The sequence below is a fragment of the Pseudomonas sp. T1.Ur genome (assembly GCF_023516725.1).
Lineage (GTDB): Bacteria > Pseudomonadota > Gammaproteobacteria > Pseudomonadales > Pseudomonadaceae > Aquipseudomonas > Aquipseudomonas alvandae.
Map to the genome: position 1 here is coordinate 5,576,533 of NZ_JAMGSN010000001.1, position 19,372 is coordinate 5,595,904.

Consider the following 19,372-nt stretch of genomic DNA (forward strand, 5'->3'; position numbering starts at 1 on the left):
TCGCCCCTCTCGGGTAACCGGAGGCGCGGCGCGGCCTAACACTCGCTCAAAGGAACTCACATGGAATGGCTGACCAACCCGGAAATCTGGGTTGCCTTCTTTACCCTGACCGCCCTGGAAATCGTCCTGGGCATCGATAACATCATCATGATCTCGATCCTGGTCAGCCGCATGCCCAAGCACATGCAGGCGCGCACCCGGATTTTCGGCCTGGCCCTGGCCATGGTCACGCGGATCCTGTTGCTGCTGTCCATCACCTGGGTCATGCGCCTGACCGCCGATTTGTTCGAAGTGTTCGGCCAGGGCATTTCCGGTCGTGACCTGATCCTGTTCTTCGGTGGCCTGTTCCTGCTGTGGAAAAGCTCCCAGGAGATGTACCACGCGCTGGAAGGCGAAGATGAAAGCAGCGACGAGCCTTCGGGCAAGGGCGGCAACTTCCTCTACACCATCATCCAGATCGCGATCATCGACATCGTGTTCTCCCTGGACTCGGTCATCACCGCAGTCGGCATGGTCTCCCATGTACCGGTCATGGTCGCGGCGATCATCGTCGCCGTGCTGGTGATGATGCTGGCCTCGGGCACGATCAGCGAATTCATCGACAAACACCCGTCGCTGAAAATGCTGGCGCTGTCGTTCCTGCTGGTGGTCGGTACCGTACTGATCGCCGAGTCGTTCGACGTGCACGTGCCAAAAGGCTACGTTTACTTCGCCATGGCGTTCTCCCTGGCGGTGGAAGCGATCAACATCAAGATGCGCACCGCCATTGCTCGCAAGCGCAAGCAGCAGGATCCGGTGAAACTGCGCAAGGATGTTCCGGGTCAGTAAGGTGTAGGGCAATGAACGAAGGGGCTCTTGCGAGCCCCTTTTTCATGTCCATGGAAAACCGGCCGGATGCAATACCTGTGGGAGCGGGCTTGCTCGCGATAGCGGCCTGACAGTCGAAGAGGATGTTGGATGTTATGGCCTCATCGCGAGCAAGCTCGCTCCCACAGGGATTCGGGGTGTTTTTCGAGGAATCTGTTTTTATGACAGTTTTGTTTCAAACGCTTCTTTAGCTGTGCAATGCTGGCGTCCGAACCATTCGGCAACTACAGCTTAAGTACAAGAAGTAAAACGATGTGGCACCGTCAATTTGTCCCTTTGGGGCGCTAACAGGGGGCTCCTCATGCTGACCCTGCTGAATCTACTCTCCGCCGTGGCCCTGCTGATCTGGGGCACGCATATCGTCCGTACCGGCATCTTGCGGGTCTACGGCTCGAACCTGCGCCATGTCATTGGCCAGAACATGTCTCGCCGCTGGCTGGCGTTCATCGCGGGCATCCTGGTGACCGCCATGGTCCAGAGCAGCAACGCCACGGCCATGCTCGTCACCTCCTTCGTCGGCCAAGGCCTGATGGCGCTGACCCCTGCCCTGGCGACCATGCTGGGCGCCGATGTCGGCACCGCGTTGATGGCGCGGGTGCTCACCCTGGACCTGTCGTGGTTGTCGCCGCTGCTGATTTTTCTCGGGGTGATTTTCTTCCTGTCGCGCAAACAGACCCGGATCGGGCAAATGGGCCGGGTCGGTATTGGCCTGGGCCTGATCATCCTGGCTCTGCAATTGATCGTCGAAGCGGCCGCGCCCATCACCCAGGCCCAAGGCGTGAAGGTGATCTTCGCCTCGCTGACCGGCGACGTCCTGCTCGATGCGTTGGTCGGTGCGCTGTTCGCGATGATTTCCTATTCGAGCCTGGCGGCCGTGTTGCTGACCGCGACGCTGGCTGGCGCCGCGGTGATCAGTTTGCCGGTGGCCATCGGCCTGGTGATCGGCGCCAACATCGGCAGCGGCGTGCTGGCGTTTCTCAGCACCAGCATGCAGAACGCCGCCGGCCGCCAGGTGGCGCTGGGCAGCCTGTTGTACAAGCTGATCGGCCTGTTGCTGATCATTCCGGTGCTCGATCCATTGGTGGGCTGGTTGGACAGCCTGGATTTCAGCCCCCAGGAAACCGTCATCGGTTTCCACCTGCTCTACAACACCGTACGCTGCCTGGTGCTGTTGCCCAGCGTCGGGCCGATGGCCAGGCTTTGTGCCTGGTTGCTGCCGGAACGTCCCGAAACCAATGGCAAGGCCACGTCCCGGCACCTGGACCCCACCGCCCTCGCCACCCCGAGCCTGGCGCTGGCGAACGCCGCCCGGGAAACCTTGCGCATCGGCGACCTGATCGAAAACATGCTCGAAGCCATGCTCGGCGTGCTGCGGGGCGAGCAAACGGCGATCACCCAGCAAGTGCGCGGCATGAGCGATGACGTCGAAGCGCTGTGCAGCGCCATCAAGCTCTACATGGCGCAAATGCCCCGTGAAGACCTCAGCGAGCAGGACAGCCGTCGCTGGGCGGAAATCATCGAACTCGCCATCAACCTCAAGCTGGCCAGTGACCTGATCGAACGCATGTTGCGCAAGGTCCAGCAGCAGAAAACCTCACAACGCCGCTCGTTTTCCGAGGTGGGCCTGGAAGAGTTGGCGGGGCTGCACAGCCACCTGGTCGCCAACCTGCGGTTGGGGCTGTCGGTTTTCCTCAGCGCCGACCGGGAAAGCGCGCGGCAACTGCTGCGTGAGAAACGGCGTTTTCGCGCCCAGGAGCGGCGGATGGCCCATGCCCACGTCAGCCGACTGCAGCGCAAGGTCGTGCAAAGCCTGGAGACCAGCTCCTTGCACCTGGAACTGATCGCCGACATGCGGCGCCTGAACTCGCTGTTCTGCGGCAGCGCCTACGTGGTGCTGGAAACCTCCGAAATTGGCGCACTGCCCGCTGATGAAATTTCCGATATTACCCATTCGCCGTGAACGACTGGCGCCCTGGTCAGTCATTAAAAGGGGTCCGGGTCTCCAGCCAACCACGAGCCAGACAACTCCCACTGTCCTGAACACAGCGTAGATCCAGGCGGGAGCGAGCCTGCTCGCGTTGAAGCCAGTCCGGCCCCATGGATCTTCATAAGCCGCCAGGAAGCCCGCTATGCGTTGTCTGTTGCTCGCCTTGCTTTTGTTCGGTTCCTTGCCTGCGTTCGCCGTGGATCGATTCCAGGTCGAAGGCTACGCGTTGCCCAACGGCATGCAGCTCATCCTCAAGCCCGGCACGGAACGCGGGCATGTGGCGATTCGACTGGTGGTGGGCGTAGGCCTGGATGATTTCAATTGCGCCGACAAGGAGCTGCCGCACCTGCTCGAACATCTGCTGTTCAGCGGCGTCGACGACAGCGGCGAAGGCGGCCTGGAAGAACGCATGCAGGCGCTCGGCGGCGAGTGGAACGCCTTTACCAGCAACGCCGATACGACGTTTGTCATCGAGGCGCCGGCGAGCAACCAGCGCAAGGTCCTCGACCTTTTGCTGGCGCTGTTGACCCGGACCCGCATCGATGAAGAGGCCCTGGCGGCGGCCAAGCGGGTAGTGGAACGCGAGGACGGCGGTCATTACACCCATCTGCAACGCTGGCTGGACCATCAGGACCTGGGCCACAAGGCCAGCAATCAACTGGCCGTGGAGCTGGGCTTGCGATGCGAGGAGCGGGCCGAGGTCGAGCATTTGTCCCTCGCCCGACTCGAGCAGGTGCGCAAGGCCTGGTACGCGCCGAACAATATGACCTTGATCGTGGTCGGCGACCTCGATCGATTGCTGCCGGCCTATCTGGAGCGCACCTTCGGCGAGCTCGAGCCGGTCGAACCCAGCGTCCACGAACCGCTGCCCCAGATCCGCTACAGCGCGGTCACCAAGCGCAACCTCATCCAAGGCCTGGTCGGCAATGGCGCCAAGCTCCATTGGCTGTTCCCGGAACCGGTGCTGGGAGAGCAACACGACGAAACCTTCGACCTGCTCAAGGAATATCTGGATTGGGCGCTCTATCGCCAATTGCGCTTGGCCGACGGCCTGTCCTATGGCCCGTGGACGGAGCGAGAAGTGCTGGGCGGCGTGGGTTTCATGAGCCTGAACGCCGACCTGGCCCGCGAGGACCTGCCGCAGGCCGAACAGTCGTTGGAACAGCTGCGCAGCACATTGCTCAAGGACGGCCTGGATCCCGAGAGTTTCGTGCGGATAAAACGCGCCGCCATTGCCCACCAGTCCTGGGCCGTCCAAGGCAACAGCGCCCTGGCGGATTACTACTGGAGCGCCCTCGGAGACTACGAAGACGGCCGCTTTGCCAATCCCGCCGCGCGCCTGCAGGACGTCAGCCTGGAGCAGGCCAACCAGGCCCTGCGCGAACTGCTCAAGGACCCGGGGTATTTGCGCGTCGAGAGGCCGTTGCTCAGTGATGACCAACTGGTCTGGGGACTGGGTGGGTTGGTCGCGTTGTTGCTGGTGTTGCTGGGCTGGCTGGTGCACCGCAGGGCGAGACCGGCGATCGACTGATCCCCGTCGAGCAAGCTGCCCCCACCCGGTCCGTAGGAGCTGGCGAAGCCTGCGATCTTTTGATCTTTTGATCTTTTGATCTTTTGATCCTTTGATCTTTCGCTCCAGGCTCAACGGGTAGCGAAAAGATCGCAGCCTCGCTTCGCTCGGCAGCTCCTACGGATCGAGCTGGAGCAAGCTACTTGGCCACAGATGATCACAAAGGGACGCGTCGCGATCCTCGCCATGTCAGCGCCCTGGCGATACTCTGTCAGGGATATTTCCTACGACTTACTGTGAAACCGCCGAATGCCGAACCTGACTCATTTAATCCAGCGCATCCTCGAACTGATGAAGCGCTATCCAGGGGTCATCGCGCTCGGCGGTTTTGTGTCCGGGGTCGGCAGTTTCATGCTGGTGGACCGCCAGCAGAGCCTGGCGACCTGGATCACCATCATCATGTTGGTGAGCTGGCTCTGGTTGATGCTGGAAAACACCCTGACGCGGTTGTTCACCAAGGTCTTCAAACGGGAAATACCCCAGCCGCTGTTGCGCTACGCCACACAGATGATCCACCAGGAAAGCCTGTTTTTTGTCCTGCCGTTTTTCTTCATCACGACCACTTGGAACAGTAGCCAGCTGATCTTTACCGGCCTGCTGACGATCGCGGCGCTGATCTCGATCATCGACCCGCTGTATTACAAATGGCTGGCCCCTAGGCGCTGGGCGTTCCTGGCGTTGCACACGCTGACGCTGTTTGCCGCCCTGCTCACCGCGCTGCCGGTGATCGTGCACCTGACCACCGACCAAAGCTTCAAGCTGGCGCTGGGTATCGCCATGCTGTTGTCGTTCCCGAGCCTGGCCTCGATCTTTCCGATCCGAACCGTGCGCAACGCGTTGGCCATCCTGTGCATTACCTTGGGGATTGGCGCCGCCGGCTGGGTGCTGCGCTCCTGGGTGCCACCGGCGACACTATGGATGACCGAAGTGGCGATCAGCACCCAAGTGGAAGACCGCACACCGGGCGCCAGCCTCAAGCAAGTCAGCGCGGCGCAGATCCGCAGCAACGGCCTGTATGCCTACACCGCCATCAATGCCCCGCGAGGGCTCGACGAGCGCATTTACCACGTCTGGAAATTCAACGGCAAAGAAGTGGACCGCATCGCATTGGACATCCATGGCGGACGCAAGGAAGGCTATCGGGCATGGACCCACAAGCAGAATTTCCCGGAAAACCCGACGGGCAAGTGGCAGGTGCGTGTGCTGACGGAAAACGGCCAGATGATCGGCGTGCTGCGTTTCGAGGTGACGGACTCGACGGGTGGATGACGACAGGTAGGAGCTGCCGCAGGCTGCGATCTTTTGATCCTTGCTTGAGACTCAAGCGGCTGGACAAGATCGCAGCCTTCGGCAGCTCCTACAGATCCCAGGCTCAGCCAAAGAACCAGTAGCACACCCCGATAGCCGCCACCACGCCGGCCAATTCAGCCAGCAGCGCGCACCCCACCGCGTGGCGCGCGCGCTGGATCCCCACGGCGCCGAAATAAACCGCCAGCACGTAGAAGGTGGTTTCAGTGCTGCCCTGGATGGTCGCGGCCACCAGGGCCGGGAAGCTGTCCACCCCGGACGTCTTCATGGTTTCGATCAGCATCGCCCGGGCGGCGCTGCCGGAGAATGGCTTGACCATGGCCGTCGGCAGCGCGTCGACAAAACGCGTGTCCAGGCCCGCCCATTGCACCAGGTGGCGAATGCCGTCGAGGCCGAAATCCAGCGCTCCCGAGGCCCGCAACACACCCACCGCGCAAAGCATCGCCACCAGGTAGGGCAACAGGCTCTTGGCAACGTCGAAGCCCTCCTTCGCGCCTTCGACGAACGTTTCGTACACCTTGACCTTGCGCAGCGCGCCCACCACCAGGAAGAGGATGATCAAGCCGAACAGCGTCAGGTTGCCCAGGATCGACGACAGCCCCGCCAACGCGGTGGCCGAGAGCGTCGCCAACAGCGCCATGAAGCCGCCCAGTACCAGCGCCCCTGGAACCAGATAGGCGAGCACCACCGGATCCCACAGGCGCAGGCGCTGCACGAACGCCACCGACAGCAGCCCCATCAAGGTCGAAGCGCTGGTGGCGAGCAGGATCGGCAGGAACACCAGGGTCGGGTCCGGCGCGCCTTGCTGGGCGCGGTACATGAAGATCGTGACGGGCAGCAGGGTCAACGACGACGCGTTCAGCACCAGGAACAGGATCTGCGCGTTGCTGGCGATGGTCGGGCTGGGATTGAGGTCTTGCAGGGCGCGCATGGCCTTGAGGCCAATGGGCGTGGCGGCGTTGTCCAGCCCAAGGCCGTTGGCCGCGAAGTTCAGGGTGATCAGGCCGATCGCCGGGTGGCCGGCGGGCACTTCCGGCATCAAGCGCAGGAACAGCGGGCCAAGGGCCTTGGCCAGCCAGTCGACGATGCCGGCCTTTTCGGCGATACGCAGGAATCCCAGCCACAGGGTCAAGGTACCGAACAGCAGGACCATCACCTCCACCGACAGCTTGGCCATGGCAAAGATGCTTTCCACCATGGCGGCGAAGATCCCGGCGTTGCCGCCGATCAACCACTGCGCCAGCGCCGACACGGCTGCCACGATAAAGAAGCCAAGCCACAGGCCATTGAGCATCGGTTAAATCCCCCGGAAGATGCCGCGAATGATAGCGGGGCTGGCAGAAACGACAAACCCCGGATTTCTCCGGGGTTTGGTTGGCACTGCATAGATGATCAATGGAGCCCTGTGGAAGCGAGCTTGCTCGCGATGGCTGCGTGTCAGTCAACAACAATGGTGACGGATCCGACGCCATCGCGAGCAAGCTCGCTCCCACAATGACCGGGGTGTTCAGGCACTTTTTTGCTGACCCGAACGCCCTTCAGGAATCAACGGCTGGAAGTTTCCCCCGCCGGCAGCGGCTCCTTGCTGCGCCAGTGCGGCAGGGAATTCCAGTAGCGCTGGCCCTTGGCATCGTCGTACATGCCTTCCCAGCGGGAAATGACCAGCACGGCCAGGGCGTTGCCGATCACGTTCAGCGCCGTACGGGCCATGTCCATGATGCGGTCGACACCGGCAATGAAGGCCAGGCCTTCCAGCGGAATGCCAACGCTGCCCAAGGTGGCCAGCAGCACCACGAACGATACGCCCGGCACGCCAGCAATGCCCTTGGACGTGACCATCAAGGTCAATACCAGCATCAGTTGCTGGCCGATGGACAAGTCGATGCCATACAGCTGGGCAATGAAGATCGCCGCGATGCTCTGGTACAGGGTCGAACCGTCGAGGTTGAACGAATAACCGGTCGGCACCACGAAGCTGCAAATGGCTTTCGGCGCACCGTAGGCTTCCATCTTCTCGATAACGCGCGGCAACACGGTTTCGGAACTGGCGGTGGAGTAGGCCAGCACCAGCTCATCCTTGAAGATGCGCATCAGCTTGATCACCGAGAAACCGAACAGGCGGGCGATCAGGCCCAGCACCACAAAGGCAAAGAAGGCGATGGCGAAATAAACCAGGATGACCAGTTTCGCCAGCGGCAGCAGGGAAGCGAAACCAAAGTTGGCGACGGTCACCGCGATCAGGGCGAACACGCCGATCGGCGCGTAGCTCATGATCATGTGGGTAACCTTGAACATGCTCTCCGACACGCCCTGGAACATCTTGACCAGCGGATCACGCAGGTCCGATTGCAGGCTGGACAAGCCAAGGCCGAACAGCACGGAGAAGAAAATGATCGGCAGCATCTCGCCGCGAGCGACGGCGGCGAAGATGTTCGACGGGATCAGGTTGAGGATCGTCTGCACGAACGCATGCTCATGCTGGACCTCGGCGGCCGTGGCCTGGTACTTGGAGATATCCACCGTACCCAGCGTGCTCATGTCGATGCCGTTGCCCGGCTGGAAGAAGTTCGCCAGCAGCAGGCCGACGACGATGGCGATGGTCGTGACGATTTCAAAGTAGATGATGGTCTTGAAACCGATCCGCCCGAGTTTCTTGGCGTCGCCGACCCCGGCAATGCCGACGATCAGCGAAGAGATCACGATCGGGATCACGATCATCTTGATCAGACGGATAAAGATATCGCCAGCCGGTTGCAGCACATTGCTGATCCACCAGGCCTTCTCGGCACTGAAATGGTTGAGCAACGCACCGATTGCAATCCCGAGCACCAGACCGATGAGGATCTGCCAGGCGAGGCTTAGTTTTGCCTTCTTCATATCATTACCCTTACTTCAGTTGGACTCGGGCAGCAGCGTCAACGGACGGCCAAAATGGCGATGCGAAGTCGTGCTGCTGCCCCCGTATAACGTCACCCGAGCGCCCACGACGGCTCACTGGCAGGCGAAAAAAGGCGCAACTATTGCCACGCGAGGGGGGATCGTCTAATGCCGTAACCGCCTACCCCATGCCGAATCGGCATGAGATTTCACAAGTGAAACGTGCGTCCCAATCGGTTCGAAAGCGCCACTTCAGCAGGCATAAACGCCGTCAGCCGGCCATTTCAGCGTAGCCGGGCGTTGCTTTGATTGCTGGGGCGTCGATGAAAGGATCGAGCGTTGGAGTCCACTCGGGAAGAGAAATGGCGGGCGCATTCTCCGATATACGGTCAGCGTTGGGACAGTGACATTTGTCCAACAGGACAATATGCCGCAGCGCCTGGCGGGTTCTGCCAAAAAAAACGGCCAGCCGCTCTAGCGCGAGCATCAGCCGCTTCAAGCTCTCCGCAAGTTCGCCAAGCCATCCAGACTTCGCGAACTTGCGTCGCAGCTTTTACCTGACCCGGCCCTTTCGCAGGCACCCCTTGTGCCCGTAGGTCACTCCGACCTTTTTTGGTCAGAGCGTCCCAGCCCCCTGGTCATGCTTCGGCCCTCCTCGGGCCTCGCAGAGAGAAAAGCAGGGCTGCCTTTCCCGTTCTCAAGTCTCAGTACCAATTCGGATCTTTTTTCAGCTGTTCCATTAACAGTTCTTGCATACCTTCGTCGGGATTACCGAGGAAGCGATAGTCCGCATGGCGGGTTGGCGACTTGTCTGCCGGCAGCCCCGCGGGCACTTCGACCAACAAGGCATAGGCCTCGTCCTTGTCAAAACTGAAAGCCACAAACAGGCGTTTGCTCCGGCAAGTTGCCTGGGTTTCGCACAGCGGCCCGACCAGATATTTGTCGCCATCTTCTTCGACGGTATTCATCTGTTCGGCATCGCCCGTCAGGTTCATCACCCATTCCGGCAGACGCTCTTCCTTTTTGACCACTTGTTGCCAGGTCTGGCGGTACTGCGGGTCGGCCTCAAGCAGTTGATTGACCCGCATCTGTCCGTCATTGGCAGCCAATGCCATGGCACTGCCGCCCAACAGCAGGGCGGCGGCCAGTCCTTTTAATGACGCGTTCATGGTCAGCCTCGGCCGCGACGACCAAAAAAGAACGAAGCGATGAACATCACCAGGAACACGACAAAGAGAATCTTGGCGATGCCCGTGGCGGTGCCTGCGATACCACCGAAGCCCAATACCGCGGCGATGATGGCAATGATCAGGAAGGTAATTGCCCAGCTCAACATGATGATTCTCCTTACGCTTTTCTACTTAGTTGGGGTGTAGCGGTGTTGGTTCCGACACGACGGACGACCGGTCCATCGGGTTTAGAACACCCAGCGCTCCTCACGAGGCATGTCGGTAAGAGGCTGCGTTTGGTCGACCTCCATCATTCGCATCGAGGCGGACGCCTCGGCGACACTGCTGGCCGCGCTGAAATGCGTTTGGGGAGCTCGTTGAATCGACACCAGCGGCGCTTCCGGCTGTTGGCTTTCATGCCACAACAGCAATTGCTGGCCCGCCACGAGGGTGATCAGCAGTGCGACGACAGCCCACAGTCCTTGCTGGACGGACAGGGCGGTGATGCGAAATTGGGCGGCACGTTGACGATTCATCCTGGAATTCCTCCCCACCCTTGTGGTGATCTGGTTGAGGCGCCTTAACGCCATGTTGATCTGGATATTGCAGTCCGCATGCCAGAACCATAACCATCTGAAAACCTTTTAAAATCAATAAGTTATTTAGACAAGCCAAAGCACCCGTGGCGCATCCTGCACGATGGGCCTGGCCGGAGTCGTGCGTTATGCACGAATCGGAGATAGCGAAGCGCAAGATTCTTTTTTTTTGAATTGCCGGTGGGAAACGGCTGTCGGAATGAGCGAACCGAACCGAAGGCTACGGGCGGGGTGGAAAAAAAGATGAAAATCAGGCTTTTAGACGCCAGAGGTCCACAGAAGCCTGCTCGGTGAGTAATATTCGACCAGAATGGACCATGCAACTTGCCCGATTTTTCTGACACTAATCATCATCATTCATTAAGGAGCGTAGGAAAAATGGAATCCGCCACTGAGCATCAAGGCCGCATTCTGCTGGTGGACGATGAGTCCGCCATCCTGCGTACCTTCCGTTATTGCCTTGAAGACGAAGGCTATTGCGTCGCCACCGCCAACAGCGCCGCCCAGGCCGAAGCCCTGCTGCAACGCCAGGTGTTCGACTTGTGCTTTCTCGACCTGCGACTGGGCGAGGACAATGGTCTCGATGTGCTGGCGCAGATGCGGATCCAGGCACCGTGGATGCGGGTCGTGATCGTCACCGCCCATTCCGCCGTTGACACCGCTGTCGATGCGATCCAGGCCGGGGCCGCCGACTACCTGGTCAAGCCTTGCAGCCCGGATCAACTGCGCCTGGCGACGGCCAAGCAACTGGAGGTACGTCAGTTATCCGCCAGGCTCGAGGCCTTGGAAGGAGAGATCCGCAAGCCGAAGGACGGCCTCGACTCCCACAGTCCGGCCATGAAAGTCGTGCTTGAAACCGCCCGCCAGGTCGCCAGCACCGACGCCAACATTCTTATCCTGGGGGAATCCGGCACCGGTAAGGGTGAGCTGGCGCGGGCCATCCATGGCTGGAGCAAGCGCGCGAAGAAATCCTGCGTCACCATCAACTGCCCATCCCTGACCACCGAACTGATGGAAAGCGAATTGTTCGGCCACAGCCGCGGAGCCTTCACCGGGGCCAGCGAGAGCACATTGGGGCGGGTCAACCAAGCCGATGGCGGAACGCTTTTCCTCGACGAGATCGGCGATTTTCCCCTCGCGTTGCAACCCAAGTTGCTGCGTTTTATTCAAGACAAGGAATACGAGCGGGTCGGCGACCCAGTCACCCGTCGCGCCGATGTACGGATCCTCGCCGCGACCAATCTCAATCTCGAAGACATGGTGCGCGATGGACGTTTCCGCGAAGACCTGTTGTATCGCTTGAACGTCATTACCTTGCACTTGCCACCATTGCGCGAGCGCGCCGAGGACATCCTGACCCTCGCTGATCGCTTCCTGGCGCGCTTCGTCAAGGAATACGCCCGCCCAGCGCGGGGTTTCAGCGATGAAGCGCGGGAGGCACTGCTGGGTTATCGCTGGCCGGGCAATATTCGCGAACTGCGCAACGTGGTCGAGCGGGCCAGCATCATTTGCCCGCAGGAAAAAGTCGAAATCAGCCATCTGGGCATGGCCGAGCAACCGGTCAACAACGCCCCGCGAATCGGCGCCGCGCTGAGCCTCGATGAACTGGAGAAGGCCCACATCGGCGCGGTGTTGGCCACCGCCGATACCCTCGACCAAGCGGCAAAGACCCTGGGCATCGATGCGTCTACGCTGTACCGCAAACGCAAGCAATACAACCTGTGAGCGCCACCTTATGAAACTGGCGATGAAGCTGCGCACACGGCTGTTCCTCAGTATTTCGGCACTGATTACCGTGGCGCTGCTGGGGCTTTTGCTGGGCCTCGTCAGCGTCATGCAGATGGCCAATACCCAGGAAAAGTCCGTGCGCGACAACTTTATCCTGCTCGACCTGGGTCTCAAGTTGCGCCAGACGCTGGGCGATCAGTTGATGATCATGCTCGATGAAAAACCCGATCTGGCGGCGCTGGAAGCGTCCAAGCGCCAATATTTCGAGTTGTTGGATGAAGGCATTGCCCATGAGCGGGAACAGGACGATTCAGCCGCCCGCTTCAGCCATGCCAAAGCCGATTACATCAGTTTCATCCAGGCTTTCGACGCGTCTCTCCAAAAATCGACGCCACTGAGCAGCAATCAGGACCTCACCGAAAAATTCAACGTGCTGCGCGGCGGCTTGATCGATGGCTATCGACACGCACTGAACCAAATCAGCGATACACAGGACCGCGCCCGTGAGCGGGCCCTTCTGATTGCCAGCTTGCTGGGCCTGGTGGGCCTGGCGGTATTGATCATCGGGTTCGTGACCGCCCACGGCATAGCCAGGCGTTTCGGCACGCCGATCGAGGCCTTGGCGGCTGCGGCAGACAATATAGGCCAAGGCAATTTCGAGGTGACCCTGCCCATTTCCTCAGCGGCGGAACTGAACCTGCTGACGCGTCGTTTCGGCATCATGGCCCAGGCGTTGCGCGAACATCAGGCCACCAATGTCGATGAACTGCTCGCCGGCCAGCAACGCCTGCAAGCGGTGCTCGACAGCATCGACGACGGCTTGCTGATGATCGACCGCCAGGGCCGGTTGGAGCACCTCAACCCGGTGGCGCAACGGCAACTGGGCTGGGACCAGGAACGCCTGGGCCAAGGATTGGGCGAGGCGCTTGGGCGTATCGAACTGGATGACGAGCTGCAAGTGGTGCTGCGCGGGGGCTCGCAAGAGCGCGCGCCAGACGACCTGAGCATCGAGGTGGATGGTGAATCCCGCGTGCTGACTTACAGCCTGACGCCGGTCATCCATACCCAGGGGCAGATTCTCGGGGCCGTGATGGTATTGCATGACGTCACCGAACAGCGCGCCTTCGAGCGGGTGCGCAGTGAGTTCGTATTGCGGGCATCCCATGAACTGCGCACCCCAGTGACCGGTATGCACATGGCGTTCGGGCTGCTGCAGGAGCGCGTGCATTTCCCGGATGATTCCCGGGAGGCGGATCTGCTCAATACGGTCAATGAAGAAATGCAGCGGCTGATGCAGCTCATCAACGACCTGCTCAACTTTTCCCGCTATCAGAATGGTTTGCAGAAACTCACCCTGGCGCCTTGCTCCATCGAGCAAATGCTGGACGCGGCCCGGCTGCGGTTTGCCGAGCAGGCCGAAGCGAAGGGCATCGAGCTGTTGGTCGAGATCCAGGGGCCGTTGCCGCGCCTGCATGCCGACGCCGCGCAGTTGGACCGGGTCCTGGACAACTTGATCGACAATGCGATGCGCCATACCAACGATGACGGCCAGATCCGTTTGCAGGCCCGGCGCCACGGCGAACGGATGATTATCAGCGTTGAAGACAACGGCGAGGGTATCGCCTACGGCCAGCAGGGCCGGATCTTCGAACCCTTCGTCCAGGTCGGGCGCAAAAAAGGCGGCGCGGGGCTCGGCCTGGCGTTGTGCAAGGAGATCGTCCAGCTGCATGGTGGACGCATGGGCGTCTATTCCAGGCCAGGGCAGGGCACCCAGTTTTATATGGCCCTGACGGTCTGAAACCGCGTCACGCTTCGTCGTCCAGGCGTCGTCCGAGCAAGCGCCGACCGCGGGTGATCAATTCGATGAGTTGCACCGCACTGAGCGCATGGGCGAACAGCCAACCCTGACCGAACTTCACGCCCTCGCTGCTCAGGTATGACGCCTGGGCCTCATGTTCGATGCCTTCGGCAATCACCTTGAGTTGCAACGCATGGGCCATGCGGATGATGTGCGGCGCCACGCCACTGCTGGCGGCATCATGACCCAAGGCGTCGATGAAGGCCTTGTCGATTTTCAGGCAATCCACCGGCAGCGTCTGCAGGTAAGCCAGGCTGCAATAACCGGTGCCAAAATCGTCGATCAGGACCTGATGCCCCAGGTCGCGCAGCGATTGCAGGTTATCCCGGGCCACCAGCACATCAACCAACCCACGCTCGGTAACTTCGAACGCAATCTGGTGCGCCGACACTCGATGCCGCGCCAGCAGGCGGGTAATCACTTCCCCAATGCGCGGGACCATCACATCGCAGGCCGCGAGGTTCACCGAGATATACAGGTGCGGATTGGCGCGCAACAACTGGCCCAACTGGTCGAACAGCCGCTGCAGGACGAAGTCGGTAATCTGGCGAATCTGCCCGGTGTTCTCTGCCATGGGAATGAACAGGTCCGGGCTGGTCAGCGTACCGTCTGGTCGTCGCCAGCGCAGCAACGCTTCGGCGCCGACACAGTTGCGGCTGCGCAGGTCGAAAATCGGCTGATAGAGCACTTGTAACTCGCCGCGCCGGATGGCCCCGTGCAGTTCGGCGTCCATGGATTGGCGCTGACGCGCCAGCAAAAAGACCTGGAAGCCGATACCAAGGCCCAGCATCAAGCTGATCGGCAGCATCCACCAGGCGTTGGCGGGAATGCGAAGGCCGTTGCGCGGCGCAATCAGCACCAATTGATATTCCGGATTATCGGTCGGCATCCGGTAGATCAGCCGGGTCTGAGTCACTTGCAAGGCATCCCGGCTTTTCGGCGGCCACGGTTCCGTCGGCGGCCAGCGTTGCTCGGTGCCGAGGACTGGAATGGCCCGCTCGCCCTCGTCCAGGACCACAAGGAGGCTGCTGCCTGGGGGCAGATCGACGACATCGGTCAGGTGACCGCGAGACGTAGCGACCCGGAAATTGCCGCGCCCCAACATCAGGGCGGCACGATTTTCGTCGGGCTCCGTGGTGGTGTTGAGCCAGTAGCTGTAGGCCGGGCCTCGCAAGTCGGGTGGGCGGGCCAACGATAAGCCGCTCTGGCGCGGGCGATTGGAACATACGCCGTGACTATCGATATAAGCGGCTTCATAGACAAAGCGGTAATTGAAGCTCACCTGTTGCAGCGTCGCGATCATGTCGTCGTCACAGCCGCGCAGAGGTTGTGCCTGAAGGTCATCGAGGCTTTCGCGCAGTTGGCCGAAAAGCTGTTCCAGGCGCTGGAGAAAACGCTCGCCCTGGGCATTCATCTGGTCGCTTTCGCGCTGCTGGATCTGTTGCATCACCACGAACAGGCTCCCCGCCAGCAACAGCACGGTACTCAGGGCAGCCGCGACCATCGCCAGGAAAACAGGGCGATGGAGCCAGCTTTGCAGGGTTTCTCGGGCAGCCGTCATCGTTGGTAATCCGAAAGTTACCAATGAGTTATAGCTTCTGTTTTGGAATTGGCCCGCGCAGTCGGACGGGCGTCATTATTTTGTCTGGTTGAGGACCGTCAGGATCGCCGCACTTTGGGCGTCTGGCGCGCCATCGAACCGGGCCGGTCGATAGCGCATCTGGAACGCGGCCAGGACCTGATGAGTGGTGACGTCCCATTCACCGGTGCGCGGCGTGGGGTAGCCAAGGCGCGCCAACTCGGCCTGGAACCAACTGGCGCTGGGGAGCTGATCCACATAGGCGGCCTGCTGGCGAGCGACTGCCCGTTCGTCTGGCCAAACCCCCAAGCCGGCCTCGGCCAGGCGTTTCCAGGGGAACAACGGCCCGGGGTCCAGTTTGCGCATGGGCGCGATGTCGCTGTGACCGATGATGTTCACCGGGTTGATCGCGTTACGCCGGGTGATGTCCTTGAGCAGGACGATCAGGGACTGGACTTGGGCTTCGCTGTAGGGATACCAGAGACGTCCGGTGGGTGTATCGATATAGCCCGGGTTGACGATTTCGATACCGATCGAGTTGGAGTTGAGCCAGGTCCGGCCTTGCCATTCACTTTCGCCGGCATGCCAGGCACGGCGGCTTTCGTCCACCAGCTTGTAGATGGTTGCGTTCTTGTCATCGCCGATCAGGTAGTGGGCACTGACTTCGCCGTGGGTCAGCAGGGAGAGGGAGCGTTCAAGGGACGCCGAGGTGTAATGCACCACGACGAACTGGATTCGACTGTCGTGGTTGACCGAGGGATGGCTGGTGTCGAGTCGGGGGCCGCTCGCGCAACCGGCCAGGAGAAGCAACGAAACAAGAAGCAGGGCGAATTTCATGGCGATAGCGTGCATGCAGAAAAATAATGCAACAGTGTAACGTATCGTCCACGAATGATCCGATTGGACCGCAACATTAAATAATTTGGAACAATTGAAGCCTCAGCCCAGTTCCACGCGGTTACGTCCTGCGTTTTTAGCTCGATATAGCGCCTGATCGGCTCTTTTAAGCACCAGATCGCTATGCTCTCCCGGCTTGAACGCCGTCATCCCCATGGACACCGTGACCGTGACCGGTTCGCCTTTGAAGTGAAACGGACAGGCTTCGATGGCCGCGCGCAACGCCTCGGCCAGTTTTGCACCGGCGGCCAGAGGCGTATCGGGGACCAGCAGGACGAATTCTTCGCCGCCGAAGCGGGCAATGAAATCGCCACCGCGTATACGCTTGCGCAGCACCGAGGCGATGAGCTTCAGCACACGGTCGCCGGCCAGGTGGCCATAGTTGTCATTGATCCGCTTGAAATGATCCAGATCGAGCATGGCAATCAGCAAGCTGTTGCCATGCCGCTGCCATTGCTCGACTTCCTGTTCGAGACGTTCGCTCCAGGCGGCGCGGTTGGGCAAGCCGGTCAGCGGATCGACCAACGCTTTTTGCCGCTGCTCTTCCAGGTTCTCCCGAACGATCAGGGCGTCCTGCTCCATCAATGCAACGCGCTCGGCCAGGCTTTTCAGGCGAGCCGACACTTCCTGCTCGCGCAAATCCCGTTGTTTCTGGTGCTGATCCATCGTGCCGAGCAAACCTTCAAGGTGGTTTTCCAGCACGTGCTTGAGGCTCTCCAGGTCATCGGCCTGCTGCACGCTGTTTTGCAAGCCATCGACCTGCTCGCGGATCTGGGTGTCCATCTCCCTGGAGGCCGACGAATGATCGGCATGGTCTTCGCTGGCCGCCCTCAGGGTGTTTTGAAACGACTCCAGCCGATCGTTCAGCCGCTGAAGATAAGCTTCGAATTCGTGCTGGCCGCTGTCGGTGATCGCCAGCATGAGCACAGCCAGGTCGTCGAGAACCGGCAGTAGCTCGTACCAGTTCAGGCCGTTTTTCAGCCGTTCTCGCATGGCCTCGGCTTGAGGACGATGCCGCTCCGGCAACGTCAGGTCACCCAGCAGCCCCAGCAAGGTGTCTTCGATATGGCGAGCGACCGAGCTGTAGGACGGCTCCGGAGAATCAGGCAGGTTGTAGGGAGACTCGTCCGGATCGACCGCTGCGGGAAGCTCGGCCGGTTCCTCCGGAGCGGACGCAGCTTCCAGGAGGGGCTGGGGCGGTTCCTCTGGCGTCAGCTCGTCGGGATTCTGGGCATCGGGCACCGGCTCGGTGGTTTCATCGACGGTCGGCGCCGACTCGATGCTCGGCTGGGCATGCGACACGACGGGTGCTGGTGCTGGTGCTGGTGCTGGTGCTGGTGCTGGTGCTGGATCAGGCTCGTCTACTGTTTCAATGGATACCACCGGCTCGGGCGTCATGTCCGGTACGTGGACTTGTTCCGCTGTGGACACCGGCGGCGCCGACGCGGCGGCTGCCGTATCAATTGCCTGGGGTGGGGAGGGCAGCGGGGCCGCTTCGGCTTCAGGCGTCGACGCGGGTGTCGCTTCCGAGTGATCGTGGCCGCCAAACAGTCGTTGAAGCAGGCCGGGACGGCTCGGTTCCTCCGGCGTGTCCAGTGCCCTGATCGCCTGCCCTTGCAATTGACTCAGCTCACTGAGCAACAACGGGATTTCCCGCGCCTGGTCGACCCGGGCTTCCAACTGCTTGGAAAACTTCTTCAACGGTCGACTGACGTCCTTCGGCAACGGCAGGCTCTGCAACTGGGCGACCAGGGCAGTCAGCGCCGCGCTCACCTGTTCAGCGCGAGTCTCGCGACGCTGTTCGGAATCAAGTACGGCTTTCTCCAGGCGCGGAAGCAGGGCGGCGAGGGCGGCGTCCATGTTGTCGGTACGCACCACTTCGCGCATTTCCTTCATGCATTGGTCCACGGCCCGATCGGTACCCTCGGCGGCCAGGGTGCTGCGCACCAGGCCACGACGCAACAAGTCGAGCCGAGCGTCCCAGCGGCGCTCGAGCTTTTCCTGTTGTTCGATGCTCTTGAGGTATTTTTCTCTCCAGCGTTCGGCGTCGTCGCTCATTCATCGGATCCGCGAGGGGTAGGACTCAGCGCGGGGAATGCATCAGCCGTGAGCGAACCGGGCAAACGTATTTCGACCGCGACGGGCAGGTGATCGGAAATGGGCTGTGCCAGCACCTCGACCCGTTCGAGGGTCAAGGTCGGGCTCAGCAGGATATGGTCCAGGCAGCGTTGAGGACGCCAGCTGGGGAATGTCGCTTCAAGTTGCGGGGCAAGCAGACCAAGATCGCGCAGGGGGGACGTCTGCAACAGGTCGGTGGCGTGGGTGTTCATGTCGCCCATCAGCACTTGATGCTTGTAGCCGCCAATCAGCTCCCGGATGTACGCCAGTTGCATGGTGCGGGTACGCGCCCCGAGCGCCAGGTGCATCATGACCACGATCAGCGCCTCCGGACCTTCGCCGAAACGCGCGAGGATCGCGCCGCGGCCCTTGGGGCCCGGCAGCGGATGGTCTTCGATCGCCCATGGTCGCAAGCGGCTCAACACACCATTGCTGTGCTGGCCGAGGCGACCGAGGTTGCGATTGAGTTGCTGGTACCAGTAGGGAAAGGCGCCCAGTTGGGCAAGGTGTTCGACCTGGTTGACGTAGCCGGACCTCAGGCTTCCGCCGTCGGCTTCCTGCAAGGCCACCAGATCGAAATCCTTCAACAGGTCGCCGATCTTTTGCAGATTGCCGGCGCGTCCCGTATGGGGCAGCACATGTTGCCAACCCCGGGTCAGGTAATGCCGGTAGCGTTCGGTGCTGATGCCGACCTGGATATTGAAGCTGAGCAGCCGCAAACGACTGTCGGCAGGCAGGCCCGTGGACGCGACATGATGCTCGTTGACCCGGGCTTCATGCAGGCCAACGACGCGTTCGGTGCTCCAGCGGGCCATGGC

16 protein-coding genes are annotated in these 19,372 nt (G+C 61.0%); 6 read left to right on the top strand and 10 right to left on the bottom strand.

Annotation, left to right across the window (positions count from 1 at the left end):
- Nucleotides 1-60: 60 nt before the first annotated feature.
- The 4 genes from M8Q45_RS24615 (at nt 61) to M8Q45_RS24630 (ending at nt 5,693) form a co-directional block, all read left to right on the top strand.
- Nucleotides 61-828, top strand: coding sequence for a TerC family protein (locus M8Q45_RS24615; RefSeq protein ID WP_003177162.1), 768 nt, complete (start codon nt 61-63; stop codon nt 826-828).
- Nucleotides 829-1,168: 340 nt separating this feature from the next.
- Nucleotides 1,169-2,827 carry a Na/Pi cotransporter family protein gene (locus tag M8Q45_RS24620; protein ID WP_249876759.1) on the top strand — a complete coding sequence of 553 codons (1,659 nt, stop codon included), beginning with the start codon at nt 1,169-1,171 and terminating at the stop codon, nt 2,825-2,827.
- A gap of 169 nt (nt 2,828-2,996) precedes the next feature.
- A complete protein-coding gene (locus tag M8Q45_RS24625) occupies nt 2,997-4,385 on the top strand; it encodes a M16 family metallopeptidase (protein ID WP_249876760.1) in 1,389 nt (462 codons plus the stop codon).
- Nucleotides 4,386-4,673: 288 nt separating this feature from the next.
- A complete protein-coding gene (locus tag M8Q45_RS24630; protein ID WP_249876761.1) occupies nt 4,674-5,693 on the top strand; it encodes a DUF5924 family protein in 1,020 nt (339 codons plus the stop codon).
- A 103-nt stretch (nt 5,694-5,796) separates the two neighbouring features.
- Here the strand turns inward: M8Q45_RS24630 and M8Q45_RS24635 are convergent, their stop codons facing one another.
- The 6 genes from M8Q45_RS24635 to M8Q45_RS24660 form a co-directional block, all read right to left on the bottom strand.
- Nucleotides 5,797-7,026 carry a spore maturation protein gene (locus M8Q45_RS24635; RefSeq protein ID WP_249876762.1) on the bottom strand — a complete coding sequence of 410 codons (1,230 nt, stop codon included), beginning with the start codon at nt 7,024-7,026 and terminating at the stop codon, nt 5,797-5,799.
- Between the two features lie 251 nt (nt 7,027-7,277).
- The gene (gene gltP / locus M8Q45_RS24640) at nt 7,278-8,609 is read right to left on the bottom strand and encodes a glutamate/aspartate:proton symporter GltP (protein ID WP_249876763.1); all 1,332 of its coding nucleotides are present in this window, start codon (nt 8,607-8,609) and stop codon (nt 7,278-7,280) included.
- Between the two features lie 271 nt (nt 8,610-8,880).
- On the bottom strand, nt 8,881-9,108 hold the full coding sequence (locus M8Q45_RS24645; RefSeq protein ID WP_249876764.1) for a hypothetical protein: 228 nt from the start codon (nt 9,106-9,108) through the stop codon (nt 8,881-8,883).
- Nucleotides 9,109-9,313: 205 nt separating this feature from the next.
- Entirely contained in the window at nt 9,314-9,778 is a 465-nt protein-coding gene (locus M8Q45_RS24650; RefSeq protein WP_249876765.1) for an inhibitor of vertebrate lysozyme family protein, read from the bottom strand.
- Between the two features lie 2 nt (nt 9,779-9,780).
- Nucleotides 9,781-9,945 carry a DUF1328 domain-containing protein gene (locus M8Q45_RS24655; RefSeq protein ID WP_003177151.1) on the bottom strand — a complete coding sequence of 55 codons (165 nt, stop codon included), beginning with the start codon at nt 9,943-9,945 and terminating at the stop codon, nt 9,781-9,783.
- Between the two features lie 81 nt (nt 9,946-10,026).
- Nucleotides 10,027-10,314 (bottom strand): hypothetical protein, encoded by a 288-nt coding sequence (locus M8Q45_RS24660; RefSeq protein ID WP_249876766.1) that lies wholly within the window; start codon nt 10,312-10,314, stop codon nt 10,027-10,029.
- 438 nt (nt 10,315-10,752) lie between these two features.
- On the opposite strand from M8Q45_RS24660, the gene algB reads away from it, so the two are divergent.
- Together algB and M8Q45_RS24670 are read left to right on the top strand one after the other, a co-directional pair.
- The gene (gene algB, locus M8Q45_RS24665) at nt 10,753-12,099 is read left to right on the top strand and encodes a sigma-54-dependent response regulator transcription factor AlgB (protein ID WP_249876767.1); all 1,347 of its coding nucleotides are present in this window, start codon (nt 10,753-10,755) and stop codon (nt 12,097-12,099) included.
- 10 nt (nt 12,100-12,109) lie between these two features.
- Complete coding sequence (locus M8Q45_RS24670; RefSeq protein ID WP_249876768.1) at nt 12,110-13,900, top strand: KinB sensor domain-containing domain; 1,791 nt, start codon at nt 12,110-12,112, stop codon at nt 13,898-13,900.
- Between the two features lie 7 nt (nt 13,901-13,907).
- Here the strand turns inward: M8Q45_RS24670 and M8Q45_RS24675 are convergent, their stop codons facing one another.
- The 4 genes from M8Q45_RS24675 to M8Q45_RS24690 form a co-directional block, all read right to left on the bottom strand.
- The gene (locus M8Q45_RS24675; protein WP_249876769.1) at nt 13,908-15,521 is read right to left on the bottom strand and encodes an EAL domain-containing protein; all 1,614 of its coding nucleotides are present in this window, start codon (nt 15,519-15,521) and stop codon (nt 13,908-13,910) included.
- Nucleotides 15,522-15,596: 75 nt separating this feature from the next.
- Entirely contained in the window at nt 15,597-16,376 is a 780-nt protein-coding gene (locus M8Q45_RS24680) for an N-acetylmuramoyl-L-alanine amidase (protein ID WP_249876770.1), read from the bottom strand.
- A 102-nt stretch (nt 16,377-16,478) separates the two neighbouring features.
- A complete protein-coding gene (locus M8Q45_RS24685) occupies nt 16,479-18,494 on the bottom strand; it encodes a diguanylate cyclase (RefSeq protein WP_249876771.1) in 2,016 nt (671 codons plus the stop codon).
- Nucleotides 18,491-19,369: an endonuclease/exonuclease/phosphatase family protein gene (locus M8Q45_RS24690; RefSeq protein ID WP_249876772.1), complete on the bottom strand. Its 879-nt coding sequence runs from the start codon at nt 19,367-19,369 to the stop codon at nt 18,491-18,493. Before M8Q45_RS24690 ends, M8Q45_RS24685 begins: the two co-directional genes overlap by 4 nt.
- Nucleotides 19,370-19,372: the final 3 nt, after the last annotated feature.